The 24,611-nt window shown below is 71.3% G+C and carries 24 protein-coding genes; 21 read left to right on the top strand and 3 right to left on the bottom strand.

Annotated elements, in window-relative coordinates; all coding sequences use genetic code 11:
• From IE250_RS13460 to IE250_RS13410, 11 genes are all read left to right on the top strand, one after another.
• On the top strand, window positions 1-874 hold an 874-nt coding region (locus tag IE250_RS13460; protein ID WP_189669817.1), incomplete at its 5' end, for a cell division protein FtsQ/DivIB.
• Between the two features lie 193 nt (window positions 875-1,067).
• The gene (ftsZ, locus tag IE250_RS13455) at window positions 1,068-2,423 is read left to right on the top strand and encodes a cell division protein FtsZ (protein ID WP_189669816.1); all 1,356 of its coding nucleotides are present in this window, start codon (window positions 1,068-1,070) and stop codon (window positions 2,421-2,423) included.
• 22 nt (window positions 2,424-2,445) lie between these two features.
• The gene (gene pgeF / locus IE250_RS13450; protein ID WP_229872436.1) at window positions 2,446-3,237 is read left to right on the top strand and encodes a peptidoglycan editing factor PgeF; all 792 of its coding nucleotides are present in this window, start codon (window positions 2,446-2,448) and stop codon (window positions 3,235-3,237) included.
• Window positions 3,238-3,504: 267 nt separating this feature from the next.
• Window positions 3,505-3,975 carry a cell division protein SepF gene (locus IE250_RS13445; protein ID WP_189669815.1) on the top strand — a complete coding sequence of 157 codons (471 nt, stop codon included), beginning with the start codon at window positions 3,505-3,507 and terminating at the stop codon, window positions 3,973-3,975.
• A 110-nt stretch (window positions 3,976-4,085) separates the two neighbouring features.
• Complete coding sequence (locus IE250_RS13440; protein ID WP_373301685.1) at window positions 4,086-4,364, top strand: YggT family protein; 279 nt, start codon at window positions 4,086-4,088, stop codon at window positions 4,362-4,364.
• 265 nt (window positions 4,365-4,629) lie between these two features.
• Window positions 4,630-5,271, top strand: coding sequence for a DivIVA domain-containing protein (locus tag IE250_RS13435; RefSeq protein ID WP_189669813.1), 642 nt, complete (start codon window positions 4,630-4,632; stop codon window positions 5,269-5,271).
• A gap of 182 nt (window positions 5,272-5,453) precedes the next feature.
• A complete protein-coding gene (locus IE250_RS13430; RefSeq protein ID WP_189669812.1) occupies window positions 5,454-5,921 on the top strand; it encodes a TraR/DksA family transcriptional regulator in 468 nt (155 codons plus the stop codon).
• Window positions 5,922-6,408: 487 nt separating this feature from the next.
• Window positions 6,409-7,056, top strand: a complete 648-nt coding sequence (locus tag IE250_RS13425; RefSeq protein WP_189669811.1) for a signal peptidase II — start codon at window positions 6,409-6,411, stop codon at window positions 7,054-7,056.
• Window positions 7,056-7,985 carry an RluA family pseudouridine synthase gene (locus IE250_RS13420; protein WP_189669810.1) on the top strand — a complete coding sequence of 310 codons (930 nt, stop codon included), beginning with the start codon at window positions 7,056-7,058 and terminating at the stop codon, window positions 7,983-7,985. Before IE250_RS13425 ends, IE250_RS13420 begins: the two co-directional genes overlap by 1 nt.
• Before the next feature lie 61 nt (window positions 7,986-8,046).
• Complete coding sequence (gene dnaE / locus IE250_RS13415) at window positions 8,047-11,595, top strand: DNA polymerase III subunit alpha (RefSeq protein WP_189669809.1); 3,549 nt, start codon at window positions 8,047-8,049, stop codon at window positions 11,593-11,595.
• Window positions 11,592-12,119: an NUDIX hydrolase gene (locus tag IE250_RS13410; protein WP_189669808.1), complete on the top strand. Its 528-nt coding sequence runs from the start codon at window positions 11,592-11,594 to the stop codon at window positions 12,117-12,119. Before dnaE ends, IE250_RS13410 begins: the two co-directional genes overlap by 4 nt.
• A gap of 121 nt (window positions 12,120-12,240) precedes the next feature.
• Here the strand turns inward: IE250_RS13410 and hisD are convergent, their stop codons facing one another.
• Window positions 12,241-13,566 (bottom strand): histidinol dehydrogenase, encoded by a 1,326-nt coding sequence (gene hisD, locus IE250_RS13405; RefSeq protein ID WP_189669807.1) that lies wholly within the window; start codon window positions 13,564-13,566, stop codon window positions 12,241-12,243.
• 39 nt (window positions 13,567-13,605) lie between these two features.
• Between hisD and IE250_RS13400 the strand changes: the two genes are divergently transcribed.
• Window positions 13,606-13,854: an RNA-binding S4 domain-containing protein gene (locus IE250_RS13400; protein WP_189669806.1), complete on the top strand. Its 249-nt coding sequence runs from the start codon at window positions 13,606-13,608 to the stop codon at window positions 13,852-13,854.
• A gap of 72 nt (window positions 13,855-13,926) precedes the next feature.
• Here the strand turns inward: IE250_RS13400 and IE250_RS13395 are convergent, their stop codons facing one another.
• Window positions 13,927-14,331: a pyridoxamine 5'-phosphate oxidase family protein gene (locus IE250_RS13395; RefSeq protein ID WP_189669805.1), complete on the bottom strand. Its 405-nt coding sequence runs from the start codon at window positions 14,329-14,331 to the stop codon at window positions 13,927-13,929.
• 128 nt (window positions 14,332-14,459) lie between these two features.
• Here IE250_RS13395 and IE250_RS13390 point away from each other — a divergent pair, with 128 nt between their 5' ends.
• Together IE250_RS13390 and IE250_RS13385 are read left to right on the top strand one after the other, a co-directional pair.
• A complete protein-coding gene (locus IE250_RS13390) occupies window positions 14,460-15,665 on the top strand; it encodes an NAD(P)/FAD-dependent oxidoreductase (RefSeq protein WP_189669804.1) in 1,206 nt (401 codons plus the stop codon).
• On the top strand, window positions 15,662-16,582 hold the full coding sequence (locus tag IE250_RS13385) for an RNA polymerase sigma-70 factor (RefSeq protein ID WP_189669803.1): 921 nt from the start codon (window positions 15,662-15,664) through the stop codon (window positions 16,580-16,582). Before IE250_RS13390 ends, IE250_RS13385 begins: the two co-directional genes overlap by 4 nt.
• Here the strand turns inward: IE250_RS13385 and IE250_RS13380 are convergent.
• Window positions 16,561-17,250 carry a class I SAM-dependent methyltransferase gene (locus IE250_RS13380; RefSeq protein ID WP_308434134.1) on the bottom strand — a complete coding sequence of 230 codons (690 nt, stop codon included), beginning with the start codon at window positions 17,248-17,250 and terminating at the stop codon, window positions 16,561-16,563. The genes IE250_RS13385 and IE250_RS13380 overlap by 22 nt on opposite strands.
• Before the next feature lie 80 nt (window positions 17,251-17,330).
• Here IE250_RS13380 and IE250_RS13375 point away from each other — a divergent pair, with 80 nt between their 5' ends.
• The 7 genes from IE250_RS13375 to IE250_RS13345 all read left to right on the top strand — a co-directional run bounded on the left by IE250_RS13375 (window position 17,331) and on the right by IE250_RS13345 (window position 24,608).
• Entirely contained in the window at window positions 17,331-19,871 is a 2,541-nt protein-coding gene (locus IE250_RS13375; RefSeq protein ID WP_229872435.1) for a RecQ family ATP-dependent DNA helicase, read from the top strand.
• A gap of 70 nt (window positions 19,872-19,941) precedes the next feature.
• On the top strand, window positions 19,942-21,114 hold the full coding sequence (locus tag IE250_RS13370) for a histidinol-phosphate transaminase (protein ID WP_189670274.1): 1,173 nt from the start codon (window positions 19,942-19,944) through the stop codon (window positions 21,112-21,114).
• On the top strand, window positions 21,111-21,710 hold the full coding sequence (gene hisB, locus IE250_RS13365) for an imidazoleglycerol-phosphate dehydratase HisB (RefSeq protein ID WP_189669801.1): 600 nt from the start codon (window positions 21,111-21,113) through the stop codon (window positions 21,708-21,710). Before IE250_RS13370 ends, hisB begins: the two co-directional genes overlap by 4 nt.
• A gap of 5 nt (window positions 21,711-21,715) precedes the next feature.
• Window positions 21,716-22,312, top strand: a complete 597-nt coding sequence (locus tag IE250_RS13360; RefSeq protein ID WP_189669800.1) for a hypothetical protein — start codon at window positions 21,716-21,718, stop codon at window positions 22,310-22,312.
• A gap of 2 nt (window positions 22,313-22,314) precedes the next feature.
• Complete coding sequence (hisH, locus tag IE250_RS13355) at window positions 22,315-22,959, top strand: imidazole glycerol phosphate synthase subunit HisH (protein ID WP_189669799.1); 645 nt, start codon at window positions 22,315-22,317, stop codon at window positions 22,957-22,959.
• Between the two features lie 132 nt (window positions 22,960-23,091).
• Window positions 23,092-23,883 carry a bifunctional 1-(5-phosphoribosyl)-5-((5-phosphoribosylamino)methylideneamino)imidazole-4-carboxamide isomerase/phosphoribosylanthranilate isomerase PriA gene (priA, locus tag IE250_RS13350; RefSeq protein WP_229872434.1) on the top strand — a complete coding sequence of 264 codons (792 nt, stop codon included), beginning with the start codon at window positions 23,092-23,094 and terminating at the stop codon, window positions 23,881-23,883.
• Window positions 23,880-24,608: an SseB family protein gene (locus IE250_RS13345; protein ID WP_189669798.1), complete on the top strand. Its 729-nt coding sequence runs from the start codon at window positions 23,880-23,882 to the stop codon at window positions 24,606-24,608. Before priA ends, IE250_RS13345 begins: the two co-directional genes overlap by 4 nt.
• The last annotated feature ends 3 nt before the right edge of the window (window positions 24,609-24,611 follow it).

Here is a 24,611-nt window from a genome sequence, read left to right as displayed (position 1 = left end):
CGGCCGGGAGACGTCCGCGGAGCAGCAGCCGGCCGAGCAGCGGTTCGCCCAGCGGCGGCAGGCCCGGACACCGGCACCGGCGAGCCGCCCCGAGGCCGGCCGCGAGCCGTCGTCGGGCATCCGGGACGGCGTCGTCTCGGACCAGCTGGCCGACCGCCTCGCCGAACGCACGGCGATGGCCCGCTACCGCGTATGGCGCCGGATCGGCTGGACGCTCCTGGCCGCGGCAGTCGTCGCCGGACTGGTGTGGGTGACGTTCTTCTCGTCGCTGCTGGCGCTCGACCCGCAGCAGGTCCGGGTCAGCGGTCAGGGCACCACCGTCGACGTCGGACAGGTGCGCGCGGCCGCGAAGGACGAGGCCGGCGTGCCGCTGCCGCGGATCGACACCGTAGGCCTGCGCGAGGAGATCCTCGCGATGAACGCCGTCAAGGACGTGCGGATCACGCGGGCCTGGCCGGACGGGCTGGACGTGGTCCTCACGTCGCGCGAACCGGTGGCGGCGGTACCGCAGCCCGGCGACGTGTACGCCCTGATGGACGCCGAAGGCGTACGCGTCGGCACCGCGGAGGACGTCCCGGAGAACCTGCCGTCGATAGTGGTCCCGCTCTCCGACGCCGAGCCCGGCCGTCGCGCCCTGGACGCGGCCCTCGAGGTGCTGGGCGCGCTGCCGCCGACGCTGTCGGCGGACATCCGGACGGTGAGCGCCGCGACCCAGGACGACGTGCGCACCACCCTGTCCGACGGACGGGTGATCCGGTGGGGGAGCGGCGCGCAGGTGCCGCTCAAGATCAGGGTCGCGCAGACGCTGCTGCGGGCCGAGCCCTCGGCGACGACCATCGACGTGTCGTCGCCCGGCCTGCCGGTCACCAGCTGACCCGGGAACCACATCAGTGTGATTCTCGCGTGCATCGGTGCGCGACACGCGCAACGATGTCTTCGACACACCTCGACGGCGCACCTACCGTCGGACTCAGCACCAACCTGACATAACTCTAACCCTCTACCTCAACCTGAGACTTGGGAGGGACGAGAGTCGGGACTCGGGACCCGAATCGAAAGGCGACGACGTGGCAACTCCGCAGAACTACCTGGCAGTGATCAAGGTGGTCGGCATCGGCGGCGGTGGTGTGAACGCCGTCAACCGCATGATCGAGGTCGGCCTCAAGGGCGTCGAGTTCATCGCGATCAACACAGACGCGCAGGCGCTCCTGATGTCGGACGCCGACGTCAAGCTGGACGTGGGGCGCGAGCTCACGCGCGGCCTCGGTGCCGGCGCGGACCCTGAGGTCGGCAAGAAGGCCGCCGAGGACCACGCCGAGGAGATCGAGGACGTCCTGCGCGGCGCCGACATGGTCTTCGTCACCGCGGGCGAGGGCGGCGGTACCGGCACGGGCGGCGCTCCGGTGGTGGCGCGCATCGCGCGCTCGCTCGGCGCGCTGACCGTCGGCGTGGTGACGCGTCCGTTCACGTTCGAGGGCCGCCGCCGCGCGGTGCAGGCCGAGAGCGGCATCGAGAACCTCCGCGACGAGGTCGACACGCTGATCGTGATCCCGAACGACCGGCTCCTGTCGATGTCGGACCGGAACGTGTCCGCGATCGCCGCGTTCCACTCGGCGGACCAGGTCCTGCACTCCGGCGTGCAGGGCATCACGGACCTCATCACGACCCCCGGCCTGATCAATCTCGACTTCGCGGACGTGAAGTCGGTCATGCAGGGGGCGGGTTCGGCGCTCATGGGCATCGGCTCGGCACGGGGCGAGGACCGCGCGGTGCAGGCGGCCGAGCTGGCCATCTCGTCGCCGCTGCTCGAGGCGTCGATCGACGGTGCGCACGGCGTGCTGCTGTCGATCCAGGGTGGTAGCGACCTGGGCCTCTTCGAGGTGCACGAGGCCGCCCGCCTGGTGCAGGAGGCCGCGCACCCCGAGGCGAACATCATCTTCGGTACGGTCATCGACGACGCCCTGGGCGACGAGGTGCGGGTCACCGTCATCGCCGCGGGCTTCGACGGCGGGCTGCCCAAGGAGCGCAAGGACCACCGGGCGCTCGGCCAGGTAGCTGGTGCGGTCGGGGCCGGTGCGGTGGCTGCCATGCGCAGCCCCGCCACTGCGCCGGTTCCGCTGCCCGACGTGTCGGACGCCGCCCGCCGGGCGCCCGAGCACTACAACGCGAACGGCATGCCGCCGTCGGTCCCGCCGGCGCCGCAGCCCGCCCCCGTGTCGACGCTGCCTCGCGTGATCGACGACGAGGGCTCGGACGACGTGCCGCGCACGCTGGACGAGCCGGCCGTCGTGGTGCAGGGCTCGTTCAACCGGCAGGACGTCCCGCGCGAGCGCGGCGAGCGGGTGGAGGTCCCGCCGCTGTACGACGAGAACCCGCGCCGGACGTCGTCGGAGGACCTGGACGTCCCTGACTTCCTGAAGTGACCGGCCGGGTACTCTCACAGTCGTGAGCGATACCCGGACTCTTGCAGGCGTGCACCCCGTGGATCTTGGCGACGGGGTGCACGCCTTCTTCACGACCGGCGCGGGCGGCGTCTCCCCGGCCCCCTGGGCGACGGCGGCCGGCAGCGGCCTGAACCTGGGGCTGAACGTGTCCGACGACGCCGCCCGGGTAGCGGTCAACCGGTCCCTGGCCGCCGAGCGGCTCGGCGCGCCCGTGGCGTTCGCCACCCAGGTCCACGGTGACACCGTCATCGAGCTGGGTGCGGCCGAGCGTGTGCGCTGGGCCGCGCACCCGCCGCCGGGGTCCGCGGGGGAGGGCGACGCGCTCGTCACCGCCGAGCGCGGGCTGGGCCTCGGCGTCCTGGTCGCGGACTGCGTACCCGTCCTGCTGGCCGACCCGGAGGCGCGGGTGGTCGCGGTGGCGCATGCGGGGCGCAAGGGTGTGCTGGCCGGTGTGGTGCACCGCGCGCTGGACGCGCTGGTCGCCCGGGGTGCCGACCCGGCGCGCGTACGCGCCGCCGTCGGGCCCGCGGTGTGCGGGCGGTGCTACGAGGTGCCCGCCGCGATGCGCGACGAGGTGGCCGCGGCCGTGCCCGAGACCTTTGCCACGACCCGCGCCGGCACACCCGGGCTCGACCTGCCCTCCGGGGTGGTCGCCCAGCTCGCTGCGCGTGGCGTCGCGGCGACGCGAGTGGAGCGCTGCACGTTCGAGGATCCTGACCTGTTCTCGCACCGCCGCGCCGTCGCGGCGGGTACCACAACTGGGCGCCAGGCGGGCATCATCGCGTTGGTATGACCGTTCTCGCCACGCCCGGAAGAGCGCGACACGCCGACGGTCGCGCTCCTGACCTGCGAAATCACATTGATGTCGTTTTTAGCGAGCATTCGCTGAACAACTTTGGCAAAGTTGTTCGTGGCACGGCGTGTCGCGCTTCCGGGTCGGATTGCGCCGGGCTACTTTTGTCAAGGCGACCTCGCAGAGGGGTCAAGGTCGGACCTGTTGTACGGGCCCGGTGGACACCGACAGAAGGACGCACAGCAGGCGACGAACGGAGAATGAGCGATGGCCGGAGCGCTTCGCAAGACCATGCTGTATCTGGGCCTCGCCGACGATCAGGGCGAGCAGGACTACCTCGACGAGTACGACGAGGGCCTGGAGGAAAACGTGGAGGATCACCGGCACGCACAGGTCACGCCGCTGCACCGCGACGGTGTACCGCGTGAGGCCCTGTCCTCCTCGGATCTGCGCCGCATCACGACGGTGCACCCGCGGTCGTACAACGACGCACGGAGTATCGGCGAGGCCTTCCGCGCCGGAACCCCCGTCATCATGAACCTCTCCGACATGGACGACGCCGACGCCAAGCGCCTGGTCGACTTCTCCGCCGGCCTGATCTTCGGTCTGCACGGCTCGATCGAGCGAGTGACCAACAAGGTCTTCCTGCTCTCACCCGAGCACGTGGAGATCGCGGCCGAGGAGCAGGTGGCCACCGAGAAGCCGAACGGACGCGGCGGCTTCTACAACCAGAGCTGATCGTGAACACAACCGAACATGGCTGAGGGGCGGTCGCTGCGGCGGGCGTCCCTCACCCATGTTTGGGCATTTCACGTTCTTCCCGGCCCGGACAGGTTAGGTTGTCCCTTGTGATCTGGGACTTCATCGGCTTCGTGCTGTGGCTCTTCCTGCTGTTCCTCATCGGACGGCTTATCTTCGACTGGGTGCAGTTCTTCGCCCGGGACTGGCGGCCACGTGGCGTGCTGCTCGTGGTCGCGGAGGCGATCTACACCGTCACCGACCCGCCGCTGAGGTTTCTGCGGCGCCTGATCCCGCCGTTGCGGCTGGGTCAGGTCCAGCTGGACCTCGCTTTCATCGTCCTGTTCTTCGGCGTCTCGCTGCTCTCGACAATCATCGGTCAGCTCTAGTACCGACCGGGTACGTAATGAATCTGTGCCGGTTCAAGGCGGGCCTGATTGGCATCGTCCGGTGAGGCGCGCGGAAACGTTGACCTGCGCATGGATATGACCTGGGGTGACGCGGCACACTCTGTGAGGAAATCGTGCCCGGCGGTGCTCCCGCTGTCTCACGTCGATGTCGTCCGCTACCGTGGGCTTCGACGGAGGGGGCGCGGCTGGGCAGCGCCGACGTCAAAGTACTGCGTTCCTACGTTCCAACTTTCGAGGTGACACGATGGCACTGCTCACTGCAGAGGACATCCTCAACAAGAAGTTCTCCGCGACGAAGTTCCGCGAGGGATACGACGTCGAGGAGGTCGACGACTTCCTCGACGAGGTCGTGCGGACACTGACCAACGTCCAGGAGGAGAACGAGGGGCTCCGGCAGAAGGTCGCCGCCGCCGAGCGGCGCATCGCCGAGCTGTCGCGCAACGACGCCGCGGCCCCCGCTCGCGCACAGGCCGCGCCGGTCGCGGCGCCCGTCATGCCGACAGGCCCCGCAGGCCCCAAGGGCAACGGCCCGGAGCCCGAGTCGGCGACCGGGATGCTCCAGCTGGCCCAGAAGCTGCACGACGACTACGTGCGCTCCGGCCAGGAGGAGGGCGACCGCCTCATCACGGAGGCCAAGACCGAGGGTGCGCGCATCGTGCGCGACGCCGAGGAGACATCGCACCGCACGCTCTCCCAGCTCGAGCAGGAGCGTTCGCTGCTGGAGCGCAAGATCGACGAGCTGCGCCTGTTCGAGCGTGACTACCGCACGCGTCTGAAGAGCTTCCTGCAGAATCTGCTCGGCGATCTCGACGCACGCGGGTCGGCCCTGCCGCCGCGGAACAACCAGCAGTCCGGCCGCCCGGCCGAGATGGCTCAGGGGATCTGACAGCAGCACTCCGTCGAGCACGGCGGCCGGGCGTCCCCACCTCACGCCCGGCCGCCGCGCGCGACACGCCAGGTGCGTACATCATTGGGGCACGCCACATCGGCGTGCCCCGTTGTGCGTCTGGCCGCTTGTGCTTACGCTTCGTGAACTTGACCACCGGGGGCGACCGCGAAGGGGAACCCATGACCAAGATCTCGACTGCGACGCGAGCCGCGATCAAGCAGGAGTTCCCGAACCTGACACGAGACGTGAAGAAGTTTCCCGTCCGCGACGGTGAAGAACCCTGGACCGTGCGCGAGGCCGAAGAGCTGGCTGCGCTGCTGCTGGAAGACAAGGAGCGGCTGGAGCGCGAGCTGCTCGCTGCCGACAAGGAGCTGTCGGACCTGCTCCGGAACTCTGGTGACGGCGCCGGCGACGATCAGGCGGACTACGGTTCGAGCGCGCTGGAGCGCGAGCAGGAGCTGACGCTCGTCAACAACATGCGCGACCTCCTGGACCAGACCAACCACGCTCTGGACCGCATCCGCAAGGGCACCTACGCGACGTGCGAGCTCACGGACCGGCCGATCGGCAAGGCACGCCTGCAGGCCTTCCCGCGGGCCACGCTCTCGGTCGAGGCCAAGGCGCGCGAGGAGCGTCGCGGAGCATGAGGCAGGTGCGTCGACGGCGCCGCACGGGACCCCGGAGCGGATATCAACGCTGTGATGTCTGAATTACGGGCATTCCTGGCACCTTGCATTTGTATCGATCCGGAATGCCGCATTTCCCCAGGCCCGCTCTGCACTTCGATGCGTTCCGACTGACTGGGCAAATTTCACCCCGCCCGATGCCCGTCGAGAGTGAAGGCCTGCAGCGACGGCGACCAAGAGCTCGGTGCCGACGGCGCGGTCACCGACGCCCTCAACAACGTGTGTGTCGCTCCGTGGCGAGAACCTCGCACCGCGTGAGGCCCTTTCCCGGATTTCCGGGAAAGGGTCTCGCTGCTTTATGTGCACCCGTGCTGTCTGCATTCAGTGCGTCGGTCGACGGGAGCTTCTGGCGTGAGCTCGATGTGCCGTCTGGGCGGGGGTCCGGCTCGGCGTCCGGCGACGGGCTGCGAGAGCCGGGTACCGCCTGGGGCATGGGAGACTTTGTCTGATGTCTACTCCCGCTGAACCCTCCGCCGTGGCCGACGGCGAGACGAATCCCGCAGCCACGCCCGCGCCGTCGGACGTGCCAGCGCCTTCGGCCACGCCCGCGCGGTCGGGCAGCCGTGCGCTCGTTGCCTGGACCGGCGTGCTCGCGGGCTTCGTGCTGGCCGCCGACCAGCTGACCAAGTGGTGGGCCGAGTCCGCCCTGACCGAGGGCGGCGACCCGGTCCCGCTCCTGGGCGAGCTGCTGCAGCTGCGCCTGATCTACAACCCGGGTGCGGCCCTGTCGATCGCCTCGGGCTATACGTGGATCCTCACCATCGTCGTGACGGTCGTCGTCGTGTTCATCGTCCGCGCGATCGGGCGGCTCGGGTCGCGCGGCTGGGCCGTCGCGCTCGGCCTGCTGCTCGGGGGCGCCGTCGGGAACCTCGTGGACCGCCTGGCTCGGGAGCCCGGGTTCGCGCGCGGCCATGTCGTGGACTTCATCGACTACGCGGGCTTCTTCGTCGGCAACGTCGCCGACATCGCCGTCGTCACGGCGGCCGGGCTCATCGCGGTGCTGTCGCTGCGGGGCATCGGCCTGGACGGCAAGCGCCACACCGACGAGCGCGGCACGGGCGACGAGCCGGCCGGCGACCAGAGCGACCCCGCCTGATGGCGCTGCGGACGCTGCCCGTCCCCGACGGGCTCGCAGGCGACCGTGTCGACGCCGCGCTGGCCCGCATGCTGGGCTTCTCGCGGACGCGGGCGGCGGAGCTCGCCGAGGCGGGCGCCGTGCGCCTGGACGGCCGCCTGGTGGGCAAGTCGGACCGGGTTGGCCCCGGCGGCTGGCTCGAGGTGGACATGCCCGAGGAACGGCCCGCCGTCGAGGTCGTGGCGGAGCCGGTGCCGGGCATGGGCATCGTGTACGACGACGACGACGTGGTCGTGATCGACAAGCCGGTCGGCGTGGCGGCGCACCCGTCGCCGGGCTGGACCGGACCCACCGTGGTGGGGGCGCTGGTCGCGGCGGGGTACCGCGTGTCGACGTCGGGCGCCGCCGAGCGCCAGGGGATCGTGCACCGGCTCGACGTCGGGACGTCCGGCCTGATGGTCGTCGCGAAGTCTGAGCTCGCGTACACGGGGCTGAAGCGCGCCTTCAAGGAGCGCACCGTCGACAAGGTCTACCACGCGCTCGCCCAGGGCCACCCGGACCCGACGTCGGGCACCATCGACGCGCCCATCGGCCGGCACCCGACCGCGGACTGGAAGTTCGCGGTGACGGCTGAGGGCAAGCCGTCGGTGACGCACTACGAGACGCTCGAGATGCTGTCGGCGGCCTCGCTGCTGGAGGTGCACCTGGAGACCGGGCGCACCCACCAGATCCGGGTGCACTTCGCGGCGCTGCGTCACCCGCTCGTGGGGGATCTCACCTACGGCGCGGACCCCGTGCTGGCGTCCAAGGTGGGGCTGACGCGGCAGTGGCTGCACGCGCGCCGCCTGGGCTTCGAGCACCCGACGACGGGGCGCTGGGTCGAGGTCGAGTCGGAGTATCCGGCCGATCTCGCGGCGGCCCTGGACGTCGTGCGTGGCGCGTACAGGTGATGTGAGGTTCCGCTCGGCGTTGCTGGGCGAGAGTGTCGGTGGCTCGATTTAGACTCGCCGCATGCCCACCGCCTCCGCTGAGAAGACCGACGACTTCGTCCACCTGCACGTCCACACCGAGTTCTCGATGCTGGACGGCGCGGCGCGGATCGGCGACCTCATGGAGGAGGTCGCGCGGCAGGGGCAGCGCGCCATCGCGACCACTGACCACGGGTATCTGTTCGGGGCGCACGAGTTCTGGGCACAGGCGCAGAGGGCGGGCATCAAGCCGATCATCGGCGTCGAGGCGTACGTCACGCCGGGTACCAGCAGGTTCGACCAGACGCGTGTCCGCTACGGCGAGGCGGGCCAGGAGTCCGACGACGTGTCGGCGCGCGGTGCGTACACCCACATGACGCTGCTGAGCAAGAACAACACCGGCATGCACAACCTGTTCCGGGCGTCGTCCCTGGCCTCCCTGGAGGGCCAGATGGGCAAGTGGCCCCGCATGGACCGGGACCTGCTGGAGAAGTACTCCGACGGGCTCATCGCGACGACCGGCTGCCCGTCGGGCGAGGTCCAGACGCGGCTGCGGCTCGGCCAGTGGGACGAGGCGGTCCGGCACGCCGGCGAGCTGCAGGAGATCTTCGGCAAGGAGAACTACTACGTCGAGCTGATGGACCACGGGCTCGACATCGAGACCCGCGTGACCAAGGAGCTCCTCGAGCTGGCCAAGACGATCGGCGCGAAGCTGGTGGCCACGAACGACCTGCACTACGTGCGCGAGGAGGACGCGACCAGCCAGGAGGCGCTCCTGGCAATCAACTCCGGGTCCACGCTGGACGACCCGAACCGGTTCAAGTTCGACGGCTCGGGCTACTACGTGAAGTCCGCAGCCGAGATGCGGAAGGTCTTCAGGGAGCTCCCCGAGGCGTGCGACAACACGCTGCTCATCGCCGAGCAGTGCGAGGTCTCCTTCGACACCTCGGCCAACTACATGCCTCGGTTCCCCGTCCCCGAGGGCGAGGACGAGATCTCGTGGTTCATCAAGGAGGTCGAGGCCGGCCTGCTCCGCCGGTACCCGAACGGCTACTCCGACGCGGTGCGCAAGCAGGCCGACTACGAGGTCGAGGTCATCATCCAGATGGGCTTCCCGGGGTACTTCCTCGTGGTCGCCGACTTCATCAACTGGTCCAAGAAGCAGGGCATCCGCGTGGGACCGGGGCGCGGCTCGGCCGCCGGGTCGATGGTCTCCTACCTGATGGGTATCACCGAGCTCGACCCGCTGGAGCACGGCCTGATCTTCGAGCGGTTCCTCAACCCGGAGCGCGTCTCCATGCCCGACGTCGACGTCGACTTCGACGAGCGCCGGCGCGGTGAGGCAATCAGGTACGTCACGGAGAAGTACGGCGACGACCGGGTGGCCATGATCGTCACCTACGGCACCATCAAGGCCAAGCAGGCCCTCAAGGACTCCGCGCGTCTGCTCGGCATGCCCTACGCCATGGGAGAGAAGCTCACCAAGGCGATGCCGCCGGCCGTCATGGGCAAGGACATCTCCCTGGGCGGCATCTTCGACCCCAAGGACAAGCGGTACTCGGAGGCCGCCGAGTTCCGGCAGGTGCACGACACCGACCCCGAGGCGCAGCGCGTCGTCGAGCTCGCGCGCGGTATCGAGGGCCTGAAGCGGCAGTGGGGCGTGCACGCAGCCGGCGTCATCATGTCGAGCGACCCGCTGATCGACATCATCCCGATCATGAAGCGCCCGCAGGACGGCGCGGTGATCACGCAGTTCGACTACCCGACGTCCGAGGGCCTCGGCCTGATCAAGATGGACTTCCTGGGCCTGCGCAACCTCACGATCCTCGACGACGCGCTCGAGAACATCGTGATGAACGGCAAGGACCCGGTAGACATCGAGAACGTCGCACTCGACGACAAGGCCACCTACGAGCTGCTCGCCAGCGGCAACACGCTCGGCGTGTTCCAGCTCGACGGCGGGGCGATGCGCTCCCTGCTGCGGCAGATGCGGCCCGACAACTTCGAGGACGTCTCCGCCGTCATCGCCCTGTACCGGCCCGGGCCGATGGGCATGAACTCGCACATCAACTACGCGCTGCGCAAGAACGGGCAGCAGCAGATCGAGGCGATCCACCCGGAGGTCGTCGAGCCGTTCGCGGAGATCCTCGACGAGACCTACGGCCTGATCGTCTACCAGGAGCAGGTGCAGCGCGCCGCCCAGATCATGGCCGGCTACACGCTCGGCCAGGCCGACCTGCTTCGTCGCGCCATGGGCAAGAAGAAGCCCGAGGTGCTGGCCAAGGAGTACGTCAACTTCGAGAAGGGCGCCAAGGAGAAGGGCTACAGCGCCGGCGCGATCAAGGCGGTCTGGGACACGCTGGTCCCGTTCGCCGGGTACGCGTTCAACAAGGCGCACTCCGCGGGCTACGGACTCGTCGCGTACTGGACCGCCTACCTCAAGGCGAACTACCCGGCCGAGTACATGGCCGCCCTGCTGCAGTCCGTTGGCGACAACAAGGACAAGATGGCGCTCTACCTCAACGAGTGCCGTCGTATGGGCATCACGGTGCTCCCGCCGGACGTCAACGACTCCGCCGCCAAGTTCACGGCGGTCAAGGGCGACATCCGCTTCGGGCTCACCGGCGTGCGGAACGTGGGCCGCAACGTGGTGGACGCGATCGTGGAGAGCCGTGAGGCCAAGGACGTCTTCACGTCGTTCCAGGACTTTCTCGACAAGGTCCCGGCGCCGGTCTGCAACAAGCGCACGATCGAGTCGCTCATCAAGGCCGGGGCGTTCGACTCGCTCGGGCACACACGGCGCTCGCTGCTCGTGGTCCACGAGCAGGCCGTGGACTCCGTGATCAGCGTGAAGCGCAAGGAGGCCGAAGGCCAGTTCGACCTGTTCGCGGACTTCGGCGGCTCGTCCGACGACGGAGGCATGGGCTTCTCGGTGGAGGTCCCTGACCTGCCGGACTGGGAGAAGAAGCAGAAGCTGCAGTTCGAGCGCGAGATGCTCGGCCTGTACGTGAGCGACCACCCGCTGTCCGGGCTGGAGCACGTGCTGCAGCGGGCTGCTGATACCTCGATCGCTTCGCTGATCGCCGACGAGAGCCGCCCGGACAACTCGGTGGTGACCGTGGCCGGCCTGCTCACCTCGGTGCAGCGCAAGATGAGCAAGAACGGCAACCCGTGGGCCGCCGTGATCGTGGAGGACCTGGAGGGCGCCGTCGAGGTCATGTTCTTCGGCGAGACCTACCTCGCGTACTCCACGATGCTCGCGGAGGACCAGGTCGTAGTGCTGCGCGGCAAGGTGCGCCGCCGCGACGAGTCGATGCAGCTGCAGGCCATGGAGGTGGCCCTGCCGGACATCACGGTCGGGTCCGACTCGCCGCTGGCCGTGACGGTGCCGCACAGCCGGGCCGTGGAGCCGGTAATGATCCGGCTGCGCGAGGTGCTCGCCACGCACCCGGGGTCGGCGGAGGTGCACGTCTCCGTGGCCGAGCCGGGCAAGAAGACCGTCGTGCGGGCCGCCGACAGCCTGCGCGTGGAGAAGTCGCCCGCGCTGTTCGGCGACCTCAAGGCGCTGCTCGGGCAGGGCTGCCTGTCATGACCGGGGCCCCGGGCGCGGAGCCGGTGCCCCGGACCGACCGCTACAGCGAGAGGGACCACGACCGGTTCGCGCTCGTGCCCGCGGCTTACGTCTACTTCCGGCGCGAAGGGCAGGTACTGCTCCAGCTACGGCAGGGCACCGGTTATCGCGACGGGTTCTGGGCGTGCGCGGCCGCGGGGCATGTCGAGGAGGGCGAGTCGGTGATCGACACCGCCGTGCGGGAGGCCCGCGAGGAGCTCGGTGTGGTCGTGGCGGCGGAGGACGTCCGGCCGCTGACGGTCCTGCACCGCGGTGAACCGCGGGGGCCCGCGATCGAGCAGCGCGTCGACTTCATGTTCGAGGTCACCCGCTGGACGGGGACGCCGTCGATCCAGGAGCCGCACAAGGCGGCGGACCTTGCCTGGTTCCCGTTCGTCGCGCTGCCCGAGCCGGTGGTGCCGCACGAGCTCGCCGTGCTCCGCGCCGTCCACGACGCCGGGCGCCACGGCGCCGAGGTGCCGCGCGTCCTGACGTTCGGTTTCTGACCTGTTCGCGAGCCAATCCCGCCGATCAAACCCCCCGTCAGATCCGCAGCCATTGTTGTGGGCGCGATCGTTTCGCCTAAAACGGGCGCCGGGCCGCAAAGATCGCGCCCACAGCAAGGAGCTAGTGGAAGCGGCCCCGCACGGCCTCGCCGTGCGCGGGCAGGTCCTCGTCGTTGGCCACGGCGACGATGCGGTCGGCGAGCTCGCCGAGGGCGTCGCGGGTGTACTCGATCTGCTGCACCGACTTGAGGAAGCTGTGCACGCCCAGGCCGCTCGCGAAGTGCGCGGTGCCACCGGTGGGCAGCACGTGGTTCGACCCGGCCATGTAGTCGCCCAGCGACACCGGCGACCACGGGCCCACGAAGATCGCACCCGCGCTGTGCACGCGCGCCGCGACCGCCTCGGCGTCGGCCGTCTGGATCTCGAGGTGCTCCGCGCCGTAGGCGTTGACGACGGCGAGCCCGGCGTCGACGTCGTCCACCAGGACGATCGCGGACTGCGGACCGTCCAGGGAGCGCGCCACGCGGGTCGAGTGCTTGGTGGCCGAAGCGAGGTCCATGACCCGGGCCTCGACGGCTGACGCCAGCTCGGCCGAGTCCGTGACCAGCACGGACGCCGCCATCGGGTCGTGCTCGGCCTGGCTGATGAGGTCGAGGGCCACGTGCCCGGCGTCGGCGGTGCTGTCGGCGAGGACGGCGATCTCGGTGGGCCCGGCCTCGGCGTCGATCCCGACGACGCCGCGCACCAGCCGCTTCGCCGCGGCGACGTACACGTTGCCGGGTCCGGTGATGACGTCGACGGGCTCGCACAGCGTCTCGCCGTCCTGCGGCGCGCTGCCCGTGGCCCCGAAGGCGAACATGGCGACGGCCTGTGCGCCGCCGACGGCGTAGACCTCGTCCACGCCCAGCAGGGCGCACGCCGCGAGGATCGTCGGGTGCGGCAGGCCGCCGTTGTCCTTCTGCGGCGGGGACGCCACGGCCAGTCCGGGCACGCCCGCCTCCTGCGCCGCGACGACGTTCATCACCACCGACGACGGGTACACCGCCAGACCGCCCGGCGCGTACAGGCCGACGCGCTGGACCGGGATCCAGCGCTGCCGCACGACGGCGCCCGGCGCGAGCTCGGTCAGGTGGTCGGCGGGGAGCTGCGCGGCGTGCACCTGGCGGACGCGGCGGATGGACTCCGCCAGACCGGCGCGCACCAGCGGCGTCAGGCTCTCGAGGGCGCTGGTCAGCGCCTCGGCCGGGACCCGCAGGTGCTCGGGCGCGACTCCGTCCAACCGCAGCGCGATCTCGCGCAGAGCTGCCGCGCCGCCCTCGCGGACCTGGCGCAGCAGCGGCTCGACCACATGGACTGCCTCGTCCACTCCGACCTCGGCACGGGGCAGGACGTCGAGGAGGGCGCGGCGGCCCAGGGGCCGGCCGCGCAGGTCGATGCGTTGGATCACGCGGCCAGTCTATGGCGGCGCCCGGGAGACAATGCTGTGGTGTCCAACTTCGCGTTCGATTCCGAGTCCGTTCCCGAGGTCCCGATCCGTGACGACGCCATCCGCCTGGGTCAGTTCCTGAAGCTCGCCGACCTCGCCGAGGACGGCGCACAGGCCCGCGACCTCATCGCCGACGGCGAGGTGCGGGTCAACGGCGAGGTCGAGACACGCCGCGGCCGGCAGCTCGTGCGCGGCGACCTGGTCAGCGTGCTGATGCCGGCTGGCGAGGAGTCGGCCAAGGTCGGCTGACTTGGTTGTGGGCGCGATCATTGCGCCTAAGTCGGGCGTGTAGGCGCAACGATCGCGCCCACAACCCTGCGCTCAGGACGCCATGTAGGTCGAGGCCATCACCTTGTCGACCGTCACGCGCAGCACCACGCGCTCAGGGTTCGGCTCCAGCCGGCGGTAGCGGCGCGCGTACCGCTCGACGGCGTCGGCGATCTCCGCCTCGTCCTCGCTGACGGCGATGGTGCCCTCCAGGGTGATCCACCGGCCGCCCGCGACCTGGCAGAGGGCGGCACGCGGGGCGCTGCCGTCGGGCAGGGCGACGGCGTGGCGGGCCTTGAACGAGTTGCGGTTCGTCGTGATCCGCGCGACCCCGGCGTCGGCGTCCCAGGTGAAGGCGACCGGGACCACGTGCGGCGTCCCGTCGGGGCGGAGGGTGGTGAGGGTCGCGAGGTGGCGCTCGGTGACGAAGACGAGCTGCTCGGGGTTGAGTCGTAACACCAGGCGAGTTTAGGACGGGGCGGGTTGACGCCATGTCCTGTGCCGCGCGTCACATCACCCCGATGTCACGAACCAAGTGCCTGCTCCCATCTCGTGGGTGTCAACTTCGAGAGAAAGAAGGCGGAGCAATGAGCGCACGGCACGAAGCGGGGACACCGACCATCCACCACGTCGTGGTCCTGGGAGCGGGGTACGCGGGCCTGTCGGCAGCCGTCCAGCTCGCGGCCCGGGTCGGGCGGCGCCAGGACGTACGGGTCACCCTGGTCAACGGACAGGAGCGGTTCACGGAGCGGCTGCGGCTGCACATGGCCGCGACCAGGCAGGAGCTCGCGGAGCTGAGCATCCCGGAGCTGCTGGACGGCACGGGCGCGCAGCTCGTGTGCGGCTGGGTGACGGCCGTGGACGCGGACGCACGCACGGTGCGGGTCGACGACGACCGGGTGCTGCACTACGACACGCTGGTGTACGGCTTGGGCGGCGTGCCGGACACGGCAGCGGTGCCGGGCGTCGAGGACCACGCGTACGTCCTGAGCAGCGCGCAGGACGTCGAGGCACTGGCCGTCCGGCTGGCGCGGCTCGGCAGGGGCACGGTGGTGGTCGCCGGCAGCGGGCTGACCGGTGTGGAGTCCGCTGCGGAGATCGCCGAGCGGTACCCCGAGCTGGACATCCTGCTGCTCGGCCGGCAGGAACCTGGTGCCGCCATGAACACCAAGGCCCGGTCGTACCTCCAGGGCGCGCTCGACCGGCTGGGCGTCCAGGTGCGCAGCGGGGTCGAGATCGCGCAGGTGCTGCCGGGCGCCGTCGAGCTGGCGGGCGGGGAGAGGGTGTCCGCCGACGTGGTCCTGTGGACCAGCGGCACGCGGACGTCGCCGCTGGCAGCCGCGGCGGGTCTGACCGTCGACGAACGCGGCCGCGTCGTCACCGACACCGCTCTGCGATCTGTGTCGCACCCCGACGTGTACGCGGTGGGCGACGCGGCCTCGGTCCGCCAGGGCTACGGCGTCATGCACGGCACCTGCCAGGGCGGCATGCCCACCGGTGTGCATGCCGCGGTGTCGATCGTCCGCGTGCTGAACGGCAAGCAGCCGAAGCCGTTCCGCTTCGGCTACTACCACACCCCGGTGAGCCTGGGCCGGAACGACGCCGTCGTGCAGTTCACCCGCCCCGACGACAGCCCGCGGCGTGCTCATCTGACCGGCTCTCTGGCGGCACGGTACAAGGAGACCGTGACTGCCTCGCCCTGGCCGACCTTCCGCCGCATGAAGAAGATGCCCGCCTCTGCTGCGTTCTGGCCGCGTGGCGGTCGCTTCACCCGGGTCAGGGCGCAGCGGTGAACCGTCTTCCTGCGGACCCCGACCAGCAGGTGTTCCAGCATCATCGGAACCTGCTGTTCGCGGTGGCGTACCGATTTCTCGGCTCCGCGGCGGATGCCGAGGACGTGGTCCAGGACGCCTGGATCAAGTGGTCGGCCGCCGACCGCTCGCAGGTGGCCGATCCCAAGGCGTACCTGGCGAGGATCGTGTCCAACCTTGCGCTCGAACGCCTGCGATCTGCTCGGCACAAGCGGGAGACCTACGTGGGGCGGTGGCTTCCAGAACCGATAGTCACGGGCACGGATGCCGCCGAGGCAGTGACGGACGCCGAGTCGGTGTCGATGGCGATGCTGGTGGTGCTGGAGACGCTCAGCCCGCTGGAGCGCGCGGTGTTCGTGCTGCGAGAGGTATTCGACTTCAGCTACGCCGAGATCGCCGAGGCGGTGGAACGGTCCGAGACCGCCGTCCGGCAGGCCGGGCACCGGGCCCGCGAGCACGTGCGGGCCCGGCGGCCGCGCTTTGCCGCCGACCGGTCGCGGCAGCGTCAGGCCACCGAGCGGTTCTTCGCGGCCGCGACAGGCGGGGACGTCAATGCCCTGATGGAGCTGCTCTCCCCGGACGTCACCCTGTGGACCGACGGCGGTGGCAAGGTTCGTCAGGCACTGCGCCCGGTGGTCGGTGCGGACACGGTGGGGGCCTGGTTCGCGAGGATCGGAACGGTGACCTATCAGGGCGTCGAGCCCGCCGACATGAACGCCGAGCTCGTCGAGATCAACGGCGGGCCGGGCATGCTCTTTCGCGGAGCAGGCCGCGTGATCGCGACGGTGACGTTCGACTTCGACAGCGACGGCCTCATCACCACGATCCACAACGTGGCCAACCCGGACAAGCTCCGGGCAGTCTCCGAGGGCACCACTCACGCAGTCCGGGGGTCGTGAGCACATCTGGAGGTACGCACCACCGCGTACTGGTAGTGGTGGCTGCTGCCTGGGCTGCTCGGACGCGTCCACCAGCTCTCGATGGTGCCGTGCGCGCCGAGGCGCTCGCGGACGTCCGCGTCCGTGCGGCGGTGGAAGTAGCGGGGCGGACCGTAGTCCTGGCCCAGCTCGGCCGCGTGCCCGACCGTCAGCTCACGCGCGCCCCACATCCCGATCGCGACGAGCCCGCCCGGAACCAGCACGCGGGCGATCTCGTTCAGCGCCCGGTCCAGCTCGGCGTCGTCCAGATGCATCAGGGTGCTCATGGACCATGCGGCGTCGAAACTGTGGTCGTCGAACGGCAGGTCGGTCGCTGACGCGACCCGCACGTCCAGGCCCGTTGCGCGTGCCACCGCCACCATTCCGGGGGAGAGGTCCGCGCCGGCGTACGTGAAGCCGGCGGCGGTGATCGCCCTGCCGTCATGGCCCGGGCCGCAACCGACCTCCAGCACCGTGCGGCGCTGCTCGTTCGCGAGCCGGGCGAGGAACTCTTGGCGTGCGGCCGTGCGCCACTCCGGAATGGGCCGCTCGGCCCGGTCCGCGGACTCGGCGTCGTAGTAGGTCACGAAGTTCGCGCGGCGCGTCTCCTGGTCCACCTGCGGGTCCGGCTCGTCCGTCGTGGGGTTCACCAGCCGGATTCTAGGCATCCGACGTGCGGGCTGTGGATAACCCGCTCGCGTTGTCGGTGGCTGCTCCTAGGATCGTTGACGTGACCAAGGACCCCTTCGCAGATCTGCCCTTCAACGTGGAGGAGCCACCCGACGACGCAGCGTTCCTGACCGACGTCGGCGAGCCGGCGCCGCCGCCGTCCGCACGGAACACGCCCGAGGCGCAGGCCGCCAAGCTGCAGATGTTGCGCGGCCTGCTGGACGACGGCGCTGCGGCGGCGGCCGCAGCGGCAGCCGCCGCGCCGCCGGCCCCGGCCCCTGCCCCGGCGCCCGCATCAAAGCCGGCGCTGGAAGTCGAGGAGGACGAGGCGGTCGGGGCACCGGAACGGGCCGCCCGGCCGGTTCCGGCCGCGACTCCCGGCAATTCCCTGCGCGAAGAGGCCGAGACCGCGCTGCGCGAGCTGGTGGGCCGCGACGACGCGCGGCTGCGCGACGACCAGTGGACCGCCATCGAGGCGCTCGCCGCCTTCCACCGTCGGGCGCTCGTGGTGCAGCGCACCGGGTGGGGCAAGTCGGCGGTGTACTTCGTGGCGACCAAGCTGCTGCGGGCTCGGGGCGCGGGCCCCACGGTGATCGTGTCGCCTCTGCTGGCGCTCATGCGCGACCAGATCGCGGCGGCCTCCCGCGCGGGCATCCGCGCGGTGACCATCAACTCGGCCAACATGACCGAGTGGGACGAGGTGCACGCGTCGATCGCCCGCGGTGAGGTGGACGTGCTGCTGTGCTCGCCCGAACGCCTGAACAACCCGGGCTTCCGGGACGAGGTGCTGCCGCGCCTGGCGGCAGACGCCGGCCTCGTCGTCATCGACGAGGCGCACTGCATCTCCGACTGGGGCCACGACTTCCGCCCCGACTACCGGCGCATCCGTACGCTCCTGGCCGACCTGCCGCCCGGCATCCCGGTGCTCGCCACGACGGCGACCGCCAACGAACGCGTCACCGAGGACGTGGCCGAGCAGCTCGCCGTGCACGGCGAAGGCGCAGGCAGCGAGGACGTTCTGGTGCTCCGCGGCGGCCTCGACCGCGAGTCGCTGCACCTGGCGGTGCTCGAGCTCGGCGACCAGCCCACCCGGGTCGCGTGGCTGGCCGAGGCGCTGCAGGACATCGACGGCTCCGGCATCGTCTACTGCCTCACCGTGTCGGCAGCGGAGCAGGTCGCCGAGCAGCTCCGCGGCTACGGGCTCGCGGTCGCCGCGTACACCGGCCGGACCGAGCCGGCGCAGCGCGAGCAGCTCGAGGCCGACCTCAAGAACAACGACGTCAAGGCGCTGGTCGCGACGTCCGCGCTGGGGATGGGCTTCGACAAGCCCGACCTGGCGTTCGTGGTGCACCTGGGCGCGCCGTCCTCACCCATCGCGTACTACCAGCAGGTGGGTCGTGCGGGTCGTGGTGTCGACCAGGCGCTGGTGGTGCTGCTCCCCGGCGCGGAGGACAAGGCGATCTGGGACTGGTTCGGCGAGCAGGCGTTCCCGGCCGAGGGGCAGGTGCGGGCCACGCTCGAAGCGCTGGGCAGCGGCGGCACCATGTCGACGGCGGTGCTGGAGACGCAGGTGGACCTGCGCCGCTCCCGCCTGGAGACCATGCTCAAGGTGCTCGACGTCGACGGCGCGGTGCGGCGGGTGCGCGGCGGCTGGGAGGCCACCGGGCAGGAGTGGTCGTACGACGCCGAGCGGTACGCGCGGGTCGCCGCGACCCGGGCCGCCGAGCAGCAGGCGATGGTCGACTACGTGGGCACCCAGGGCTGCCGCATGGCGTACCTGCGGGCGCAGCTCGACGACCCGGACCTCGATCCGGGTTGGGAGTGTGGCCGCTGCGACCGATGCGGTGCCATGGACCTGCCCGAGCCGCCGGACGCCGAGGCCGTCGCCGCCGCCCGCGCCGAGATGGACCGGCCGGGTGTCGAGGTCGAGTCGCGCAAGATGTGGCCCACCGGCCTGGCATCCATCGGCCTGGACCTCAAGGGCAAGATCCCGCCCGCCGAGCTGGCCGAGCCGGGGCGGGCCGTCGCCCGCCTCGACGGCCTCGGCTGGTCCGGTCCGCTGCGCGACCTGCTCGCCCCTGGCGCGCCCGACGGCGAGCTGCCCGTGCCGCTGCGCCGGGCCGCCGCGCGCGTGCTGGACGAGTGGTCCGCGCTGCGCCCGGCCGCCGGCTCCGGCGAGGCGATCGACGGCGAGACCGTCGACGGCGAGACCGGTGACGGTGCTGCAGGCGAAGCCGAGCCCGGCCCGCTGGTCGTCGAGGCGGTCGTGGCGGTCCGCTCGATCACCCGGCCCAAGCTGTCGTTCCACCTGGCCACCGGGCTGGCGAAGTACCTGGGCGTCCCGATGATCGGGGCGATCGGCCCGGTCGCCGGGCAGGAGGAGCCCGGCCGGCACGACCTCAACTCGGCCATGCGGCTCGCGGGAGTTGCCCGCCGCCTGCAGCTGCAGCTCGGCGACGGCGCGCTCCGCGGGCTCCCGGGCCGGTCCGTCCTGCTGGTGGACGACTACACCGACTCCGGCTGGACCCTCACGGTCGCCGCCCGGCTGCTCCGCCAGGCCGGTGCGGCCGCGGTGTACCCGTTCGTGCTGGGCGTACGGTGACCGGGCCCACTCGCCCGGTGGGCGGACGCGCACCAGGTCGGTGTCGCACGGTTCGTAGACTGGCCTCGTGATGACCCACGCCGTCGACCAGCAGAGCGCGAAGGACAGCGCCTCGGCGCGCCTGCCGCTGCGGCCCGAGCTGGCCGGCGAGAAGCCGTACGGCGCGCCGCAGCTCGACGTCCCGGTGCTGCTGAACGTCAACGAGAACCCGTACCCGCCCAGCGAGGACGTCGTAGCGACCATCGCAGAGGAGGTGGCGCGCGCCGCCCGCGGGATGAACCGGTACCCGGACCGCGAAGCCACGGCCCTGCGCCAGGACCTGGCGGACTATCTCGAGATGGAGACCGGCGTCCACCTGGAGCACCTGGACGTCTGGGCGGCGAACGGGTCGAACGAGGTCATGCTGCACGTGCTGCAGGCTTTCGGCGGCCCCGGGCGGGCGGCCCTGTCGTTCGCACCGACCTATTCGATGTACCCGGAGTACGCGCGCGACACGCACACGAGCTGGGTCGTCGGCCGCCGGGAGGACGACTTCACGCTGGACCCGGCCTACGCCGCCGAGACGATCCGCAGGGTCGGCCCGTCGGTGATCCTGCTGGCCAGCCCCAACAACCCGACCGGTACCGCGCTGCCGACGGCCACGATCGAGGCGGTCTGCGAGGCCGCGCTCGCCGTAGACATCGACGGCGCGCACCCCGTCGTCGTGGTCGACGAGGCGTACGCGGAGTTCCGGCGCCCCGGTACGCCGTCGGCGGTGGCGCTGCTGGCCCAGTACCCGAACCTGGCCGTCACACGCACCATGTCCAAGGCGTTCGCCGCGGCCGGCGCCCGGCTGGGCTACCTGGTGGCGTCGAGCGCCTTCGTGGACGCGCTGCGGATCGTGCGCCTGCCGTACCATCTGAGCGCCATCACGCAGGCCGCGGCCGGCGCCGCGCTGCGCCACCGCGAGTCGCTGATGGCCAAGGTGGCCACGCTGCGCGCCGAGCGCGACTCGACGGTCGCCTGGCTGCGCGAGCAGCGGCTCCCGGACGGCCTCCCGTTCGACGTCGCGGAGACCGACGCCAACTTCGTGCTGTTCGGTACCTTCGGCGATCGGCACGCCGTATGGCAGGGTCTCCTGGACCGTGGGGTCCTGATCCGCGAGACCGGCCCCGACGGCTGGCTGCGCGTGTCGATCGGCACGTCCGCCGAGATGGCCGCGTTCCGCGCGGCGCTCACCGAGGTCCTGGAGGAACAGGCATGAGCAGGACAGCACGCGTGGAGCGCGCCACGTCCGAGTCGAAGGTGCTGGTCGAGCTCGACCTCGACGGCACCGGCCGCACCGAGATCAGCACGAGCGTGCCGTTCTACGACCACATGCTCACGGCGCTCGGCAAGCACTCGCTGATCGACCTCACCGTGCAGGCGACCGGCGACACCCACATCGACGTGCACCACACGGTGGAGGACGTCGCCATCAGCATCGGTGAGGCGCTGCGCCAGGCGCTCGGCGACAAGTCCGGCATCTCGCGGTTCGGCGATGCGCTCGTGCCGCTCGACGAGGCGCTCGCCCAGGCGGTCGTGGACGTGTCGGGCCGGCCGTACCTGGTGCACGAGGGCGAGCCCGCGGGGCAGGAGTACCACCTCATCGGCGGTCACTTCACGGGGTCGCTGACGCGGCACGTCCTGGAGTCGATAGCGCACCACGCGGGCATCTGCCTCCACGTGCGGGTGCTCGCGGGCCGCGACCCGCACCACATCGTCGAAGCTCAGTTCAAGGCGCTGGCGCGTGCCTTGCGCGCCGCCGTCGCCGTGGACCCCCGGGTCAACGGCATCCCGTCCACGAAGGGTGCGCTCTAGCAGCCATGTCCGACAGCCCCAGGCCCGAGAACGACGGGTTCAACAGCAACACGCCGGCCGGCGACGACCTGCCCGACTTCGACCTCGAGAACCTCGAGATCCCGGACGACCTGTCGTCCCTGACCGGCAGCGGCGAGCCCGAGTTCGCCGCGCTCATCACACAGATCGCCGGCGCGGTGCCGCTCGCGGCGGCCAGCTCCCTGGCGCAGCTCGACCTGGACGCGGTGCCCACCCCGATCGGCGCGGTCGCCGTCCTGCGGGACCTCTCGGGCGCCGCGCCCGAGGAGGCCGCCGCAGCGATCTCGCAGCTCGTGCGGGGCGTCCCGCTCGTCCTGGTGACCCGCACGGGCGAGCAGATGACGGCAGTCCGGTTCGCGGACGGCGTCCGCGGCGACGAGCTCGCCCCGGGCCTCGTCCTGGGCGGCGCCCCCGAGGCCGTGGTCGACCTGCTGACCGGCGCCGCGACGGTCGCAGACTTCAAGGGCGTGGTCCGCTCGACCTCGATCAGCAAGTTCAAGGCGGTGCGGATGCTGACCTCCGCCGCGCGCAAGGCCCGGAAGAGCCTGGGCAAGGGTGAGCCGGACAGCAAGGACGGGGTCTGAGCGTGGGCGCACGCGTCGTCGTCCTCGACTACGGCTTCGGTAACGTCCGTTCCGCCGTCCGGTCCCTCGAGCGGGTGGGCGCGGACGTGACGCTGACCGCCGACCGGGCAACCGCGCAGGATGCCGACGGCCTCGTGGTCCCCGGCGTCGGCGCGTTCGCCGCGTGCATGGCGGGGCTGACGGCAGTACGCGGGCACGAGGTGGTGGGCCGGCGGCTCGCCGGCAACCGTCCGGTCCTCGGCATCTGTGTGGGCATGCAGGTCATGTTCGAGGCGGGGGTCGAGCACGGCGAGCGCACCGACGGCATCGGCGAGTGGCCCGGCGTCGTCGAGCGGCTGGAGGCGGACGTCGTGCCGCACATGGGCTGGTCGCCCGTCGAGGTGCCCGAGGGCTCGGTCCTCTTCGACGGGATCGCCGACGAGCGCTTCTACTTCGTGCACTCGTACGCCGCCAAGACGTTCACCAAGGGCCACGACGAGAACGCGGTCGGGGTCTTCACGCCCCCGAAGGTGACCTGGGCCGACCACGGCGGCCGCTTTGTCGCGGCGGTGGAGGACGGTCCGCTCGCGGCCACGCAGTTCCACCCCGAGAAGTCGGGTGACGCCGGTGCGCAGCTCCTGGACAACTGGGTGCGTTCGCTCGGCTAGCCGCTCGCTCGGCCGGCCCGTCGCTCGCTCGGCAGGCCACCCGCTGGATGCCGGGATCTCGCCAGGTCGGTGGGACTTGACCGGGCGAGAACCCGGCACCCGGCTTGTATACACAGACAGACTTGGAGAGACATGAACGACCGACTCGTGCTCCTGCCCGCCGTCGACGTCGCCGATGGCCAGGCCGTCCGCCTCGTCCAGGGCGAGGCCGGCTCGGAGACCTCGTACGGCGACCCGCTCACGGCGGCACTGGACTGGCAGTCCGGCGGCGCGGAGTGGGTCCACCTCGTGGACCTGGACGCCGCCTTCGGGCGAGGCTCGAACGCGGAGCTGCTCGCGCGTGTGGTGGGTGAGCTGGACGTGCAGGTCGAGCTGTCCGGCGGCATCCGTGATGACGAGTCGCTTGAGCGCGCGCTCGCCACCGGTGCCCGGCGGGTCAACCTGGGCACCGCCGCGCTCGAGGACCCGGCCTGGACGGCCAAGGTCATCGGCGAGCACGGCGACCGCGTGGCCGTCGGGCTCGACGTGCGCGGCACCACGCTCGCCGCTCGCGGCTGGACCAAGGAGGGCGGGGACCTCTGGGAGGTGCTCGGGCGCCTCGACGAGGCGGGCTGCGTCCGCTACGTGGTCACGGACGTCACCAAGGACGGCACGCTGCGCGGCCCCAACCTGGACCTGCTGTCCGACGTCGCCGCGCGCACCACCGCGCACGTCGTCGCCTCGGGCGGCATCTCCTCGCTCGACGACCTGCGTGCCCTGCGCGCACTCGGCACCATCGAGGGCGCCGTGGTCGGCAAGGCGCTGTACGCGGGCGCGTTCACGCTCCCGGAGGCGCTCGACGTCTCCGGACGGCCGGGCGACGAGGTCGCTGGGCTTGTCGGCGACGAGGTCGCTGGGCCGGTCGGCGACGAGGTCGCAGAGTGAAGTCGATCCAGCCGTCCAGCCAGTTCGCGGGCGACGACGGTTCGGCTGACCCCGAGCTGACGCGCCTGCTGACCGGCTACACCACTGGCACCACCCAGCTGCGCGACGTCGTCGCACGGCTGGCCGAGACCCGAGTGCTCGTGCCGGTCCTGGCCGAGGCCGGCGTCGTCGAGCAGAACCCGGACGGGCTGGCCGTCGACAAGGAGGCGTCCTCCGGGGTCGTGGCGCTGGAGGCGCCGGACGGCCGCCGCGCGCTGCCGGTCTTCACGTCCGTGGCGGCCATGCAGGCCTGGCGGGCCGACGCGCGGCCAGTGCCGGTCGAGGCGACGCGCGCGGCCCTGTCGGCGGTGAACGAGAACTGGGCGCTGATCGTCGTGGACCCCGCCGGGCCCTCGACGGCACTCGTCCCGCGGCCCGCCGTCTGGGCCCTGGCGCAGGGACAGCCCTGGCGGCCGGCCCTCGTGCCGCACGAGGACGGCCTGGCCGTCGACCCGGAGGTCGCATCCGAGGTGACGGTTGCCGCCGCGCCGGTGCAGCACGTCGTGCGGGCGCACGCCGAGCCGGGCCGCAAGGCGGAGGTCGCGGTGGTGCTCGCTCTGGACCCGGGCCTGGACCGGGCCGGGCTGGATGCGGTCCTGGCCCAGGTCAACGCTCGCCTGGCGGCGTCCGAGGTGATCTCGGCGCGGGTCGACTCGCTGGAGCTACGGATCGGCGCAGCGCGCTGACCC

Origin of the sequence: Promicromonospora soli, from assembly GCF_014653785.1 — a bacterium.
In the GTDB taxonomy this organism is placed as follows: domain Bacteria; phylum Actinomycetota; class Actinomycetes; order Actinomycetales; family Cellulomonadaceae; genus Promicromonospora; species Promicromonospora soli.
Note: the sequence above shows the minus strand (reverse complement) of the source record. Positions and strands in the feature narration are given on the sequence as shown.